Source organism: Erwinia plantamica (assembly GCF_043420595.1).
Taxonomy (GTDB): Bacteria; Pseudomonadota; Gammaproteobacteria; order Enterobacterales; family Enterobacteriaceae; genus Erwinia; species Erwinia aeris.
In genome coordinates, this window is the sequence record NZ_JBGCUC010000007.1 from 25,656 (window position 1) to 39,709 (window position 14,054).

The following is a 14,054-nucleotide window of genomic DNA, read 5'->3' on the forward strand; positions in this document are numbered from 1 at the left end:
ATTAATGGCTTTGCTTGATCAAAGGGCAGAGAAGACCTTTCCCGCCCTTGCTATGGCTATTGGCAAAGGCGATAAACTAATATGGCAGGCGGCAGCGGGCTACGCTGATGCTAAAAATCACCTCAGGGCCACGCCGGAAACGCTGTTTGGCATTGGCAGCATCACCAAGGTTTTTGTAGCGGTCATCATCCTGCAGCTGGTTGAAGAAGGCTCCCTGACGCTTGACGCTTTCCTCGCAGACTGGCTGGCGGAAGAGAGCCTGGCAGGCGTCGCCAATGCAGAAACCGTTACCGTCAGGCAGCTGCTTGCACATTATTCCGGGATACCCAGCTGGGAAAACCAGCAGGCATGGATTTATGCAGCGCGCGGTCGGGAGGTCAAACCGGATAAGATATGGCTGCCGGAGGAAAACCTGGACTTTATCCGGGGGAAAAGCCCGCTCTGCCAGCCTGGAGAAGCCTTTCACTATTCCAACAGCAACTTTACGTTACTGGGTTTACTGATTGAAAAAGTCACCTCCCACGCGTTCGAAGAAGCCTTGCGCCAAAGAATCATCGGCCCGTTGCGGCTAAAAAATACCTTTCTTGAAACGTCGTTTTCTTCAGGCAGGAAAAACCTGGCGAAAAGATTTCACAGGCTGGATGCGCATTTTATTAAAAATGCCGGGATCTCAGCTTATTTCAAGGCAGAGCCTGGCGATCTTCTGGACGTTTCCGCCGTTAATCTGTCCGTTGAGTGGGCTGCCGGCGGCATCGTTTCTACCGCACAGGATGTGATGACTTTTATACTGGCGCTGAAAAATGGAAAATTGCTCAACCCTGAAAGCATGGCGGCAATGCAGCGCTGGCTGCCGGCCGATAGCGGAGAAATGGGGTTAAGCTTATTCAGAATAAATACCGATGGCGGGCCGGCTACAGGACATGGCGGCAACGTGCTCGGCGCCAGCGCCTGCGTATGGTGGTATGAAAAAGCCAACTGTGCGGTCGCCCTTCTCACCAATGTAGGTTCAATGCATGCGGCCCCTGAGGCTGACTGCGCAAGCGCACTTTTTAAAAACTCTGCGGCAGGTAGCCTGGCCCGACAAATCGCCGCGCATTATTAATCCCTTAAAGTCTGGCGCGGTGCGGCGTCCGGCCCGCCAGGCCGATGCCAGCGCCCTCCGGCAATGCCATACCGCACGGTGAAACGCGGTACAGCCTTAAAAATTACAGGTATAATCCCTGAATTATTCAACAGCCTCAGAAACGAAAATGACAAAACTTACCTTACAAGAGCAGATGCTGAAAGCTGGATTAGTGACCAGCAAAAAAATGGATAAGGTCCAGAGAACGGCTAAAAAATCACGGGTTCAGGCTCGCGAGGCAAGAGCGGCCGTGGAAGAAAATAAAAAAGCCCAGCTTGAGCGCGATAAGCAGCTAAACGAGCAGCAGAAACAGGCGGCTTTATCCAAAGAGTATAGGGCTCAGGTGAAGCAGCTGATTGAAATGAACAGGATCGTTGTTGCAAGAGGCAATATTGATTTTAACTTCACGGATAACAATCTTATTAAGAAAATTACCGTGGATAAGCTTACTCAGGCGCAGCTGACAAGCGGTCGCCTCGCCATCGCTCGTCTCACGAGTGATAACGGCGGCGAGCACCAGTACGCTATTATCCCCGCGAGCGTAGCCGATAAAATTGCGCAGCGGGATGCGAGCAGCATCGTATTAAACAGCACCCTGAGTCAGGAAGAGCAGGATGAAGAAGATCCGTATGCCGACTTTAAAGTGCCTGACGATCTGATGTGGTAATAAACGCCTGCGGCCTGGGGTTATCTGACCTCATCCAGCCGCTCTTGCGTTAGTTCCGGACGGGGTCGCTTTCAGAACGGGCTGGCATGACGGGTTTCTATCCGCTGCTGGCTAACGGGATGAACGAAATGCAGTTCGCTGGCGTGCAGCATCATGCGCGGCGTCCGTTCGGTGCCTGGCAGCAGGCGTCCGCCATAAAGATCGCATCCCCAGATAGGGTGGCCCAGCAGCTGGCAGTGAATGCGGAGTTGATGGGTGCGCCCGGTTTCCGGCGTCAGCTGTACTCGCGTCAGCGGCAGCGACGTTCCGTTTTCCAGCTCATGATAAAAACGCTCAACGACCCGATAGCCGGAGCGAGCGGGCTTGCCGTGGGTGGCGCAAATTGACATCAGCGGGAACAGCGCCGGATCTTTGGCAATCGCGGCGTCTATCACCCCTTCGTCATCATCGGCATGTCCACAAAGCAGCGCGCTGTACACCTTGGTTACGGCGCGCTGGCTGAACTGCTGGCAAAGAGCGGCATTGATCGCCTTAGTGCGCGCAACCACCATCAGCCCGGAAGTGCCGAAATCCAGACGGTGAACCAGGGTGCAGCCGGGAAATAGCTTTACCAGCCGATGATGCACCGAATCCAGATTCTGCGGGTTTTTCCCCGAGAGGCTCAGCAACCCGGCGGGTTTAGCGATCAGCAGCAGATACTCGTCCTGATAAAGGATAGCTATTTCGTCATGGCACGGCGGAGCAATAAAGGTGTCGGGGATCACAGGCATCGGGTTACCGCACGGAGAGTGGCTGCGGATGATAACGAATTTTCAGCCCGCTGACGAATCTGTCTGCGCCCCGTGCTTAGCTTTCTCTCCGTCACGCCAATACTTCCCTCACCCTCGCCGCGCTTTTGTCGGCCTCGCATAGCCGAAAATTATCGTCCAGACTTAAAGTAAAGGCGTAGTCTGCGCGGGCATTGTGCTTTACACTGCGCGCTGCAAAAACTGAGTAGATAATCGATTAAGTAGGCGGTAATGGCGATGAACGGAACGATCACAACCTGGTTTAAAGATAAAGGCTTCGGATTTATCAAAGATGAAAACGGCGATAACCGTTATTTTCATGTGATTAAGGTCGCCAACCCAGACCTGATTAAAAAAGATGCGGCGGTAACTTTCGAGCCTACCACCAACAGCAAAGGGCTGTCAGCCTATGCGGTGAAAGTCGTCCCGGAAAGCAAATACATCTATATTGCAGGCGAGCGCCTGAAGCTCACCGCCATTAAAAATTACGTGGTGTTCAGCGAAGAAGTGCCGGTCGATGCCCGTATTGATAAAGAAAATCCGGTGCTTTCCGTGGGCGTATTGATGAGCAGCATCCGGCCGAAATCATCGGTTAAGCCAGGAGAAATGCGTACGCTGAAAAAACTGGCGATCACCACCTTCCAGGGCACCACGCTGATCTTCTCGGAAGATGAAATTGATATTGATGCGACGGTGAAACTGCTCAAGATGTAAATTAAGCCAAAATCCCGCAGCGTTAGCGGGATCCCCGCCCCGCTGGCCGGCCCGAATGTTCAGTACAGGGCGCGGTTGGCGGGTTGGCACCATTTTATCGGGCCGAAACCGCCTTGCGTAACGCCTCAGCCGTTCTGGCGCACTCGCGCTATCAGCGCATCAATGTTTTCGACATGGTCGGCGGCCAGAATGAGCGTTCTGCCCAGCGTTATCGCCTGACGGACGCATTCCGCTTTCATCACTTCATCCTGAATCGTTTTGATATCGGCAACCTGCGACATGCCCACGGTACGACGGATCAGCTCTGTGCCGCAGTAGCCCAGCGTATCGCGCCAGACTTTTGCCAAAAATTCGGCGGCGTACCCCGGATAAGCCAGCGCGCGATCCCGCGTTTTTTCGGCAGCCAGCGCCAGGAAACCTTCGGCAAAGCTCTGCCAGGTTGTACGCACGTCGTCCAGGCGCTTTTCCCGCGCGTCGGCCGCTTCACGCGGCGCCAGCAGGCCGGGCAGCGCGCAGTAGTTGATTAGTAAATTACCTAATGCACTGCCAACGTCAAAACCCATCGGGCCGTAAAAGCCAAATTCCGCATCGATCACTTTCAGGCTGTTTTCCGCGACGAAGATCGACCCGCTGTGCACATCGCCGTGCAGCAGCGCTTCCGCATTCGACAGAAAACGATGCTTCAGCCCGGCAACCTTCTGGCGCAGCTCGTCATCGGTACGCAGCTGAGCGACCAGCGACTCCAGCGCGCGCGGATAGCCGTTGCGCTCATGCACTTCATACGGCTCGTTAAAGAAGAGCTCTTCGGTGATATCGCACAGCTCCGGGTTGGTAAAACGGATAACGTCCGCTTTTTTCTGATACGGATGCTGATAAAAGTCGGAGGTATGGAACAGCGTCTGCGCCAGATATTCGCCCAGCTGCGCGGCGGCCTGCGGATAATCAATGCCTTTCACCTGCTCACCGCGCCAGATAGCGTGGCTGGAAAGATCTTCCATCACCATTACCGCCAGCGCCGGATCGTAATGCAGAATTTTTACCGTATGCGCCGGACAAAACTGGCCGTGGATTTGCAGCACTTCTGCCTCAATGCGCGCGCGATCGAGCGTCAACGGCCAGGATTCCCCCACGCAACGGACATAGGGGAGCGCCTGCTTAACGACGATGCGGCTGACGTCGTCACGATCGAAGATTTTAAAAACAAGGTTAAGATTACCGTCGCCAATTTCCTGCGAACTGACCAGGCTTTGTGGGTCGGCAATGCCGCCAAATTCACGGGCATATTCCACCGCATCAGCTGCGGTGAACGTACGGTATTGCGACATTAACTCCCCCTCCACGTTTTAACTTGTCTGCTGCCTTCTTTACCTCAAGCCGTTCAGACGTCTATACATCCGTCAGGCATGTTGGCACAATATGGCCTGACTACGCAACCAGGATTTAACCTTCATGCAGACACTAAGCACAACCAGCTTACAAGTTCGTGACAACCAGCTGTGGATCCTTGACCAGCAGGCGCTGCCGCAAAAGAAGATTTGGTGTCCCACGCCCGATGTGGCGGCGCTGGTCGAACATATTAAAACGCTGCGTGTACGCGGCGCGCCGCTGATCGGCCTTTCCGCCAGCCTGCTGCTGGCCCTGCTGGCGGAAAACGGTATGCCTAAACCGGCGCTGAGTGATGCGCTGGAAGTGCTGCGCGCCTCCCGCCCTACCGCCGTTAACCTGATGAACAATCTGGATCGGATGAAACTGGCGCTGGCTCAGGAGCACTTTGTCACCGCGCTGACTTTTGAGGCGCTGCGGCTGGTAGCAGAAGATAAAGCGCTGTGTGACAGCATTGCGGCGGCAGGCGTGAAGCTAATCAAGCCCGGCAGCCGCCTGCTGACCCACTGTAATACCGGCGGTCTGGCGACGGCCGGCGTCGGCACCGCACTGGGCGTGATTGCGCGCGGCTGGCAGGAAGGCCGGGTGGAAAAGGTCTGGGTAGATGAGACGCGCCCACTGTTGCAGGGCGGCCGCCTGACGGCCTGGGAGCTGGGCGAACTGGGCGTGCCCTATCGTCTGATCTGCGACAGCATGGCGGCCAGCCTGATGGCGAAAAAACAGGTCGATGCCATCTGGGTTGGCGCGGATCGTATTGCCGCCAACGGCGACGTGGCGAACAAGATTGGCACCTACAGCCTGGCGGTGCTGGCGCACTACCATAATGTTCCGTTCTACGTGGCTGCACCGCACACCACGCTTGATGCGCACTGCCCGAATGGGGACGCCATCCCGATTGAACAGCGAGCCGCCAGCGAAGTCACGGGCGTGGCGGGCAGTTTCGGCCAGGTGCAATGGGCGCCGGAAGATGCGCAGGTCTATAATCCGGCCTTTGACGTCACGCCAGCGGCGCTGATAAGCGGCTGGGTGCTGGATACGGGCGTAGTCACGCCAGCCCAGGTTGAGGCAGGGGTTTTTCAGGCGGTGGATTGAGAGGCATAAACAAGAGCCTGTACGATGAAAAGTGGCTGGATTGCAAAATCTGTCGTTTCCAGGTTGTGCAACTCAAAGCGCTTTTATTAAAGCGAGGCTCTTTTCTTTTACGAACCTTGCCCTTAACACAAAGGGCTTTATTACCCAAATACAGCCCCAGCTTCACATACAGGAAAATAATACAACATTGAAGCCGTTAATCGCTCAGCGCTGAAGCTTTTCAACCTGTACCGTTAACTTTTAATTATCTGCGGCTTACTCCTCGCAGGAAAAAAACGGATTTTCGCCCCAATCTGAAGCGAGGAAAGGTATGTGCCTCCTTGAATAGCCAATAATAGTTATTTGTGTATCGCTTTTTTTTATATAGTGAATGCATTCATCGGAAGCCATGCCGTTTGGATTAAATCTTAAATCGACAGTCAGCCCTTTGAAGGTTTCTTCATACCACGTTGGGCCACAGTGATAGTGCCAATAATTTTGCTCTTCATAGCCATCTGAACCAGCGATTTTTTCATAATTATCGTTGACCCATGATGGTTTATTCTTTCCTTTCAGAGCGCGGCCTTCACCAATATCTATTGCAAACCTGGCGATTGTCCTTTGTTCGTCAGGAGTCAGATATATCCAGTCAGTTGAAAAAGGCTCATCTAAACTGCCAGGATTGAACTCATCGGAAAGAGTGGCCTGGATTTTCACAAGTCGTCCTTACTTGTTATCGATATAGTGACTACCGCTGCTTGCGATTAGCCGCAGACAGAAAATCCTCTACCGTCATGCCTGGTTTATAGCTGACGCTCTTGCCAGGCGTAGTTTTACCACGGTTAAGAATGGCCTTACCTATTTTATCCCAACACTGATGCGCTTCTTCCTCACGCGCCATACGCTTTAGTTCCTGAACATGCATACTATGCTCCACTCCACCAGATTGCTTTGCGATGGTGTTTTTTAACGACATCGCCAGTGTACGTCTTTTAACCACTTCCGGGCAAAGAGAAACTGTCAGCAATAATGCTAGGCGCCTTCCAAAACTTTAACGTTTTCCCGAGCCAGGTTAATCAGTCCAGATTACGAGCATTCGGGGGATGAGCTCAATTCGTACGGCCCTGAACCAGTTTTGTACCCGCTGTTACGGCAATGCCATCCCGTAATCTGTTAATCTCGCTGGCCCTTTGCTGCGTCCAATAAAAAAGCGGGCCCTGAACGCTCCGCTGCCTTAACTCAGACAACGCATTGTTCAGAACCCGCTCTTTCCGCGATCGGACAGCTATCAGGCGTAGCCGTAGCTCATCAGACGCTGATAGCGACGATCCAGCAGCTCTTCTTTGCTTAGCTCGTCCAGCTCGGCCAAATCGGCCAGCAGCTGTGCCTTCATCGAAGCGCCAATCGCCAGCGGATCGCGGTGCGCGCCGCCCAGCGGCTCCGGGATCACCGAATCGATCAGCTTCAGCTCTTTCAAACGCGGAGCGATAATGCCCATAGCTTCTGCGGCCAGCGGCGCTTTATCCGCGCTTTTCCACAGAATTGACGCACAGCCTTCCGGCGAAATCACCGAGTAGGTGCTGTACTGCAGCATATTCACTTTGTCGCCAACGCCAATCGCCAGCGCGCCGCCGGAGCCGCCCTCACCGATAACGGTACAGATAACCGGAACGGTCAGGCCAGACATCTCACGCAGGTTACGCGCGATAGCCTCAGACTGCCCGCGCTCTTCCGCGCCCACGCCCGGATAAGCGCCCGGCGTATCGATAAAGGTCACGATCGGCATATTAAAACGCTCGGCCATTTCCATCAGGCGCAGCGCCTTACGGTAACCTTCCGGCGCCGGCATGCCAAAGTTACGACGGATCTTCTCTTTGGTCTCACGGCCTTTCTGATGACCGATGATCATCACCGGACGGCCTTCCAGGCGAGCAATGCCGCCGACGATAGCTTTGTCGTCCGCGTAAGCGCGATCGCCAGCCAGCTCGTCGAAATCGGTAAAGACATTACGGACATAGTCCAGCGTATAAGGACGCAAAGGATGACGCGCCAGCTGCGCGATCTGCCATGCACCTAAATCGGAGAAGATTTTCCGGGTCAGCTCGACGCTTTTTTCGCGCAGACGCTGGATCTCTTCATCCAGGTTAATATCCAGTTTTTCATCCTGACGGCCAACCGACTTCAGCGAGTCAATTTTCGCTTCAAGTTCTGCGATTGGCTGTTCGAAATCCAGGTAATTAAGACTCATAATATTCCTGTTTTAGTCAAACTCCAGTTCCACCTGCTCCGACCCGATCAGCGATCGCAGGTCGTTTAATAAACGATCGCTGGGCGATACGCGCCACGCTGCGCCGAAGCGCAACCTCGCCCGCGCATCCTCTCTCTGATAGTAGAGATGAACCGGAATAGTCCCCGAACGATAAGGTTCCAGGGATTGGCGGAGACGGTTTAAAAGCTGGTCATCAATTTGCCTGTCCGTCAGCGAGATAGCAAGCCCGCGAGCATATTTTTCACGGGCTTCATCAATGTCCATCACATCGCGAGCGGTCATTTTAAGCCCGCCGCTGAAGTCATCGAAGCTGACCTGTCCGCTGACGATCAGGATACGGTCTTTTTCCAGCAAATGCTGGAACTTATCAAGTGCATCGGTGAATAACATCACTTCCAGACGACCGGATCGGTCGTCCAGCGTACAAATACCGATACGGTTTCCGCGTTTTGTTACCATTACGCGAGCCGCCACCACCAGACCGACGGCCATGGTCATTTTGCCACGTTCGGTCGGGTGCATGTCTTTCAGGCGCATTCCTCCCACGTAGCGCTCGATCTCTTTCAGATACTGATTAATCGGGTGCCCGGTTAAGTAAAGCCCTAAGGTTTCTCTTTCGCCATCCAGCCTGACCTGTTCTGGCCACGGCGTCACGTCGGCGTAGGATTTTTCAATCTGTTCCGGCTCATCGGCCAGCACGCCGAACATATCCGCCTGGCCAATGGCCTCGGCTTTGGCGTGTTGATCCGCCGCTTTCAGCGCATCGTTCAGCGCGCTCATCAGGGCCGCACGGTGTGGCCCAAGCCGGTCGAACGCGCCGGACATAATCAGCTTTTCCAGCACGCGCCGGTTAAGCTTTTTGGTATCGGTGCGCGCGCAAAGATCGAACAGTTCCCGGAAGTAGCCGTCTTTATTACGCGCTTCCAGAATCGCTTCGATCGGGCCTTCGCCCACGCCTTTGATTGCGCCGATACCATAAACGATTTCGCCATCGTCATTCACGTGGAACGGATACAGCCCGGCGTTGATATCCGGCGGCAGGACTTTCAGCCCCATCCGCCAGCATTCGTCCACCAGGCCAACCACCTTCTCGGTGTTATCCATATCGGCCGTCATTACCGCCGCCATAAACTCGGCCGGATAGTGCGCCTTCAGCCACAGCGTCTGGTAGGAAACCAGCGCGTAAGCGGCGGAGTGCGACTTGTTAAAGCCGTAACCGGCGAACTTCTCCACCAGGTCGAAGATTTTTATCGCCAGCTCGCCGTCGATGCCGCGCGCTTTCGCGCCGTCTTCAAAGCCGCCGCGCTGTTTGGCCATTTCGACCGGGTTCTTTTTACCCATCGCACGACGCAGCATATCCGCGCCGCCGAGGCTGTAGCCCGCCAGCACCTGCGCAATCTGCATCACCTGTTCCTGATACAGGATAATGCCATAGGTCGGTTCCAGCACCGGCTTCAGCGACTCATGCTGCCACTGAATGTCAGGATAGGAAATCGCTTCGCGCCCGTGCTTACGGTCGATAAAGTTATCTACCATGCCCGACTGAAGGGGGCCAGGGCGGAACAGCGCCACCAGTGCGATCATATCTTCAAAGCAGTCCGGCTTTAGACGCTTGATCAGATCCTTCATGCCGCGCGATTCAAGCTGGAACACCGCCGTGGTTTCCGAGCGCTGTAGCATATCGAAACTTTTCTTGTCATCAAGCGGAATCGCCGCGATATCGACAGGCGGCTCGCCGTGCTTCTTGCGACGGGCGTTAATCATCGCCAGCGCCCAGTCGATAATGGTCAGCGTACGCAGCCCCAGGAAGTCAAACTTCACCAGACCGGCGTATTCCACGTCGTTCTTGTCGAACTGGGTAACCGGATGGTTGCCGTTTTCGTCGCAGTAGAGCGGCGCAAAGTCGGTGATTTGCGTAGGCGCAATCACCACGCCACCCGCATGTTTACCGGCGTTACGCGTGACGCCTTCCAGCTTGCGCGCCATATCGATCAGCGCTTTGACTTCCTCGTCCGCCTCGTAAATTTCCGGCAGCTGCGGCTCGGCCGCAAAAGCTTTTTCCAGCGTCATGCCCGGATCGGGCGGCACCAGTTTAGAGATACGATCGACGAAGCCGTAAGGATGCCCCAGCACGCGGCCCACGTCGCGGATCACCGCTTTCGCCGCCATCGTACCAAAGGTGATAATCTGCGAAACCGCCTTGCGGCCGTACATTTCGGCCACGTGCTCAATGACCAGATCGCGTTTTTCCATGCAGAAGTCGACGTCAAAGTCGGGCATGGAAACACGTTCCGGGTTAAGGAAGCGTTCGAACAGCAGGTCGAATTCCAGCGGATCGAGGTCGGTGATTTTCAGCGCATAGGCCACCAGCGAACCGGCGCCGGAACCACGGCCCGGCCCGACCGGCACGTTGTTATCCTTCGACCACTGGATAAACTCCATCACGATCAGGAAGTAGCCGGGGAAACCCATCTGGTTGATAACGTTCAGCTCGATTTCGAGGCGCTCGTCATATGCCGGCCTTTTTTGCGCGCGCACTTCCGGGTCCGGGAACAGAAACTCCAGCCGCTCTTCCAGCCCCTCTTTCGATTTCATCACCAGGAAATCTTCGGTGGACATATCGCCGGTCGGGAACTGCGGCAGGAAGTATTCGCCCAGGCGAATAGTCACGTTACAACGCTTAGCAATTTCCACGCTGTTCGCCAGCGCTTCCGGGATGTCCGAGAACAGCTCGCACATCTCATCAACGCTGCGCAAATATTGCTGAGGACTGTAGAGGCGTGGCCGTTTGGGATCGTCCAGCGTGAAGCCGTCGTGGATGGCTACGCGGATTTCATGCGCGTCAAAATCGTCCTCTTCCAGGAAGCAGACTTCATTGGTCGCCACAACCGGAATACCTTCGGCCGTGGCCAGCTCAACGGCGGCGTGCAGCCAGGACTCTTCGTCAGGTCGACCGGTGCGGATCAGCTCCAGATAGTAACGATTGGGGAAATATTGCTTGTAGAACGCCAGGCATTCGGCCACCTGCGTCTGGTTGCCGCGCAGCTGCATTTTGCCAACGTCGCCCCGACGACCGCCGGAAAGCAGGATCAGGCCTTCGTTCAGCTCAATCAGCCAGTCGCGATCGATGGTCGGGCCGGCCGCGCCATAGCCGCGCTGATAGGCGCGTGAAATCAGCAGGGTAAGATTCTGGTAGCCGGTATTGGTCGCGGCCAGCACGGTCAGCTGCGACAGCTCTTCGCCCATCGCCTCGCTGGCAACGTTAAAGTCCGCGCCGATAATCGGCTTCATGCCCTGACCGTGTGCCGTGCCATAAAACTTCACCAGCCCGCAAAGGTTGGTGAAGTCCGTAATGGCTATGGCGGGCATACCCATCGCCGCCGCTTTTTTCACCAGCGGGGCAGTCTTGGCTAATCCATCCACCATGGAGTAGTCGCTGTGTACGCGTAAATGAACAAAACGAGGTTCGGCCATCTTTAATCCTGCTGAAAACTTGTTATCGGGCCGCAGCGAGCACTTCGGCATCCAGCAGCGCATTGCGCACCGGCGCGAAGCTGCGGCGATGATGTGGCGTAGCGCCGTGCAGCGCCAGCCGCTCCATATGCAGCGCCGTTGGGTAGCCCTTATGCTGGGCGAAGCCATACTGCGGGAACAGGAGATCCAGCTCTGCCATTTCTTTATCGCGCGTCACTTTGGCGATAATCGACGCGGCGCTGATTTCCGCCACCAGGCTGTCGCCTTTGACCACCGCCTGCGCGGGCATCGGCAGCGCCGGACAGCGGTTGCCGTCGATCAGCACGAAATCCGGCACGATCGCCAGGCCCGCCACGGCGCGCTGCATCGCCAGCATGGTGGCGTGCAGAATATTCAGCTGGTCGATTTCTTCCGGTTCCGCGCGGCCCAGGCTCCAGCTTAACGCCTTCTCTTTGATCTCATCGAACAGCGCCAGACGGCGTTTTTCCGACAGCTTCTTCGAGTCGGCCAGGCCAACGATCGGTTTTGCCGGGTCAAGGATAACCGCAGCGGTCACGACCGCGCCGACTAACGGGCCGCGGCCTACTTCATCCACGCCAGCAATCAGGCTGGCCTGGGGATAGATAAAACTCATTAACACAGCTCCAGTACGGCGGCGGCGGCCTGCTCGTCGGCATTCCAGCGAATTTGGTGATGCAGTTCGGTAAAGGTCGCCAGCAGGCGATCGCGGGTTTCGCCCTGCGCCAGCAGCGGTTCCAGCGCGGCCGCCAGCTGGGCCGGCTGGCACTCATCCTGCAACAGCTCTTTCACCAGCTCGCGGCCGGCTAACAGATTTGGCAGCGAGACGTAGTCGGTTTTCACCAGGCGCTTCGCCAGCCAGAAGGTAAAAGGCTTCATGCGGTAGCCTACCACCATCGGGCATTTCGCCAGCATACACTCCAGCGCGGCCGTGCCGGAAGCGAGCAGCGCCGCATCGCTGGCGATCATCGCCTGACGGCCTTTGCCATCCAGCAGATGCATTGGCAAATCGGGCGCGACTTCCGCTTTTATCTTTTCGAACTGCTCGCGACGCCGTGGATTCACCAGCGGCACCACGATTTCAAGATTGGGCCATTTGGCGCGCAGCAGCTCTGCAGTGCGCAAAAAATCGGCGCTGAGCATTTCTACTTCCGCATTGCGGCTGCCCGGCAGCAGTGCCAGGCAGGGCACCCCTTCCGCAATACCCAGCTCCAGCCGCGCGGCGCGCTTGTCCGGCTCGATCGGCATCGCATCGGCCATTGTATGACCAATAAAGCGACAGGGAACGTTATAGCGATCGTAAAAGGCTTTTTCAAACGGTAAAAACGCCAGCACCAGATCGGTCGAGCGACCAATTTTGAAGACGCGCTTCTGTCGCCACGCCCATACGGACGGACTAACGTAGTGGATGGTGCGGATCCCGCGCTGCTTCAGGCGCCCTTCCAGCGTAATGTTGAAGTCCGGCGCATCAATGCCGACAAAAACATCCGGTTTAAGCTCGCTGAAGCGCTGCGTCAGATCGCGGCGGATCTTCAGCAGGCGCGGCAGGCGTTCCAGCACTTCCACGACGCCCATCACCGCCAGCTCTTCCATCTCGTACCAGGCTTCGCAGCCTTCAGCCTGCATCAGCGGCCCGGCTACGCCGACAAAGCGCGTATCCGGGTGCTTGCTCTTCAGGGCACGGATCAGACCGGCACCAAGAATATCGCCGGAGGTTTCTCCGGCGACGAGGGCTATCGTTAATGGCTGAGGCATGGCTTAACGGATCAAACCCCGGGTAGAACGGGCGAAGAAATCGAAGAACGGCTGCACTTCAGGATGCTCGCGAGCGATGTCGGCGATTTCCGGCTTCGCTTCGTCCAGCGTTTTACCGCTGCGGTAAAGTACCTTATAGGCGTTGCGGATCGCGTGCAGTGCTTCTTTACTGAAGCCGCGACGCTGCAGGCCTACCAGGTTGATGCCGAACGGCGTGGCGTGGTTGCCCTGCGCGATCACGAAAGGCGGAACGTCCTGGGCAACGCCGGAACAGCCGCCGACCATCACGTGCGCGCCGATGATGCAGAATTGATGAACGGCTGTCATCCCGCCAATAATGGCAAAGTCATCCACGGTGACGTGACCGCCAAGCGTAGCGTTATTAGCGAGAATGCAGCGATCGCCAATTACGCAGTCGTGCGCAACGTGCACGTTAACCATCAGCAGGTTATCGCTGCCGACTTTGGTCAGGCCGTCCGCCTGCGAGGTGCCGCGATGGATGGTGACGCTTTCGCGGATGCTGTTGCGATCGCCAACTTCCACGCGGGTCGGTTCGCCAGCATACTTCAGATCCTGGTTGACCTCGCCGATGGACGCAAACTGGTAAATCGTGTTGTCTTTACCAATCTTCGTATGCCCATTGACCACCACGTGCGATTTCAGCACGGTGCCTTCGCCAATCTCAACGTTAGCGCCTATAAAGCAAAACGGGCCAATATGCACGCGAGCGCCAATGACGGCGCCCTCTTCAATCACTGAACTGGGGTGGATAACAGCAGTTTCATCAATCAC

The 14,054-nt window shown here is 56.0% G+C and carries 13 protein-coding genes; 4 read left to right on the forward strand and 9 right to left on the reverse strand.

Annotation, left to right across the window (positions count from 1 at the left end; genetic code table 11):
- The first annotated feature begins 4 nt into the window (after positions 1-4).
- Positions 5-1,102 carry a serine hydrolase domain-containing protein gene (locus tag AB3U87_RS08965; protein ID WP_394148865.1) on the forward strand — a complete coding sequence of 366 codons (1,098 nt, stop codon included), beginning with the start codon at positions 5-7 and terminating at the stop codon, positions 1,100-1,102.
- A 148-nt stretch (positions 1,103-1,250) separates the two neighbouring features.
- Positions 1,251-1,790, forward strand: a complete 540-nt coding sequence (locus tag AB3U87_RS08970) for a DUF2058 domain-containing protein (protein ID WP_394148866.1) — start codon at positions 1,251-1,253, stop codon at positions 1,788-1,790.
- A gap of 71 nt (positions 1,791-1,861) precedes the next feature.
- Here AB3U87_RS08970 and AB3U87_RS08975 read toward each other — a convergent pair whose 3' ends face one another.
- Entirely contained in the window at positions 1,862-2,560 is a 699-nt protein-coding gene (locus tag AB3U87_RS08975) for an RluA family pseudouridine synthase (RefSeq protein ID WP_253455175.1), read from the reverse strand.
- A gap of 249 nt (positions 2,561-2,809) precedes the next feature.
- Here AB3U87_RS08975 and AB3U87_RS08980 point away from each other — a divergent pair, with 249 nt between their 5' ends.
- Positions 2,810-3,292 (forward strand): cold-shock protein, encoded by a 483-nt coding sequence (locus AB3U87_RS08980; RefSeq protein ID WP_125289108.1) that lies wholly within the window; start codon positions 2,810-2,812, stop codon positions 3,290-3,292.
- Positions 3,293-3,417: 125 nt separating this feature from the next.
- Here the strand turns inward: AB3U87_RS08980 and mtnK are convergent, their stop codons facing one another.
- Positions 3,418-4,617, reverse strand: coding sequence for an S-methyl-5-thioribose kinase (mtnK, locus tag AB3U87_RS08985; RefSeq protein WP_369895455.1), 1,200 nt, complete (start codon positions 4,615-4,617; stop codon positions 3,418-3,420).
- Between the two features lie 124 nt (positions 4,618-4,741).
- Between mtnK and mtnA the strand changes: the two genes are divergently transcribed.
- On the forward strand, positions 4,742-5,767 hold the full coding sequence (gene mtnA, locus AB3U87_RS08990; protein ID WP_253455178.1) for an S-methyl-5-thioribose-1-phosphate isomerase: 1,026 nt from the start codon (positions 4,742-4,744) through the stop codon (positions 5,765-5,767).
- Positions 5,768-6,022: 255 nt separating this feature from the next.
- Here the strand turns inward: mtnA and AB3U87_RS08995 are convergent, their stop codons facing one another.
- From AB3U87_RS08995 to lpxA, 7 genes are all read right to left on the reverse strand, one after another.
- Positions 6,023-6,463, reverse strand: a complete 441-nt coding sequence (locus AB3U87_RS08995; protein WP_253455179.1) for a hypothetical protein — start codon at positions 6,461-6,463, stop codon at positions 6,023-6,025.
- 31 nt (positions 6,464-6,494) lie between these two features.
- A complete protein-coding gene (locus AB3U87_RS09000) occupies positions 6,495-6,671 on the reverse strand; it encodes a hypothetical protein (RefSeq protein ID WP_253455180.1) in 177 nt (58 codons plus the stop codon).
- A gap of 363 nt (positions 6,672-7,034) precedes the next feature.
- Entirely contained in the window at positions 7,035-7,994 is a 960-nt protein-coding gene (gene accA / locus AB3U87_RS09005; protein WP_125289105.1) for an acetyl-CoA carboxylase carboxyl transferase subunit alpha, read from the reverse strand.
- 12 nt (positions 7,995-8,006) lie between these two features.
- The gene (gene dnaE, locus AB3U87_RS09010) at positions 8,007-11,489 is read right to left on the reverse strand and encodes a DNA polymerase III subunit alpha (RefSeq protein ID WP_253455181.1); all 3,483 of its coding nucleotides are present in this window, start codon (positions 11,487-11,489) and stop codon (positions 8,007-8,009) included.
- Between the two features lie 22 nt (positions 11,490-11,511).
- A complete protein-coding gene (gene rnhB, locus AB3U87_RS09015) occupies positions 11,512-12,123 on the reverse strand; it encodes a ribonuclease HII (RefSeq protein ID WP_253455182.1) in 612 nt (203 codons plus the stop codon).
- Positions 12,123-13,262: a lipid-A-disaccharide synthase gene (lpxB, locus tag AB3U87_RS09020; RefSeq protein ID WP_253455183.1), complete on the reverse strand. Its 1,140-nt coding sequence runs from the start codon at positions 13,260-13,262 to the stop codon at positions 12,123-12,125. Before lpxB ends, rnhB begins: the two co-directional genes overlap by 1 nt.
- A gap of 3 nt (positions 13,263-13,265) precedes the next feature.
- Positions 13,266-14,054, reverse strand: a complete 789-nt coding sequence (gene lpxA / locus AB3U87_RS09025; protein ID WP_253455184.1) for an acyl-ACP--UDP-N-acetylglucosamine O-acyltransferase — start codon at positions 14,052-14,054, stop codon at positions 13,266-13,268.

Bases quoted from the DNA above. Each gene is read 5' to 3' on its own strand.
- lpxB (WP_253455183.1), bottom strand. From the start codon at position 13,262: ATGCCTCAGCCATTAACGATAGCCCTCGTCGCCGGAGAAACCTCCGGC.
- AB3U87_RS08975 (WP_253455175.1), bottom strand. From the start codon at position 2,560: ATGCCTGTGATCCCCGACACCTTTATTGCTCCGCCGTGCCATGACGAA.
- rnhB (WP_253455182.1), bottom strand. From the start codon at position 12,123: ATGAGTTTTATCTATCCCCAGGCCAGCCTGATTGCTGGCGTGGATGAA.
- mtnA (WP_253455178.1), top strand. From the start codon at position 4,742: ATGCAGACACTAAGCACAACCAGCTTACAAGTTCGTGACAACCAGCTG.
- dnaE (WP_253455181.1), bottom strand. From the start codon at position 11,489: ATGGCCGAACCTCGTTTTGTTCATTTACGCGTACACAGCGACTACTCC.
- AB3U87_RS08965 (WP_394148865.1), top strand. From the start codon at position 5: ATGGCTTTGCTTGATCAAAGGGCAGAGAAGACCTTTCCCGCCCTTGCT.
- accA (WP_125289105.1), bottom strand. From the start codon at position 7,994: ATGAGTCTTAATTACCTGGATTTCGAACAGCCAATCGCAGAACTTGAA.
- AB3U87_RS08980 (WP_125289108.1), top strand. From the start codon at position 2,810: ATGGCGATGAACGGAACGATCACAACCTGGTTTAAAGATAAAGGCTTC.
- AB3U87_RS09000 (WP_253455180.1), bottom strand. From the start codon at position 6,671: ATGCATGTTCAGGAACTAAAGCGTATGGCGCGTGAGGAAGAAGCGCAT.
- AB3U87_RS08970 (WP_394148866.1), top strand. From the start codon at position 1,251: ATGACAAAACTTACCTTACAAGAGCAGATGCTGAAAGCTGGATTAGTG.
- mtnK (WP_369895455.1), bottom strand. From the start codon at position 4,617: ATGTCGCAATACCGTACGTTCACCGCAGCTGATGCGGTGGAATATGCC.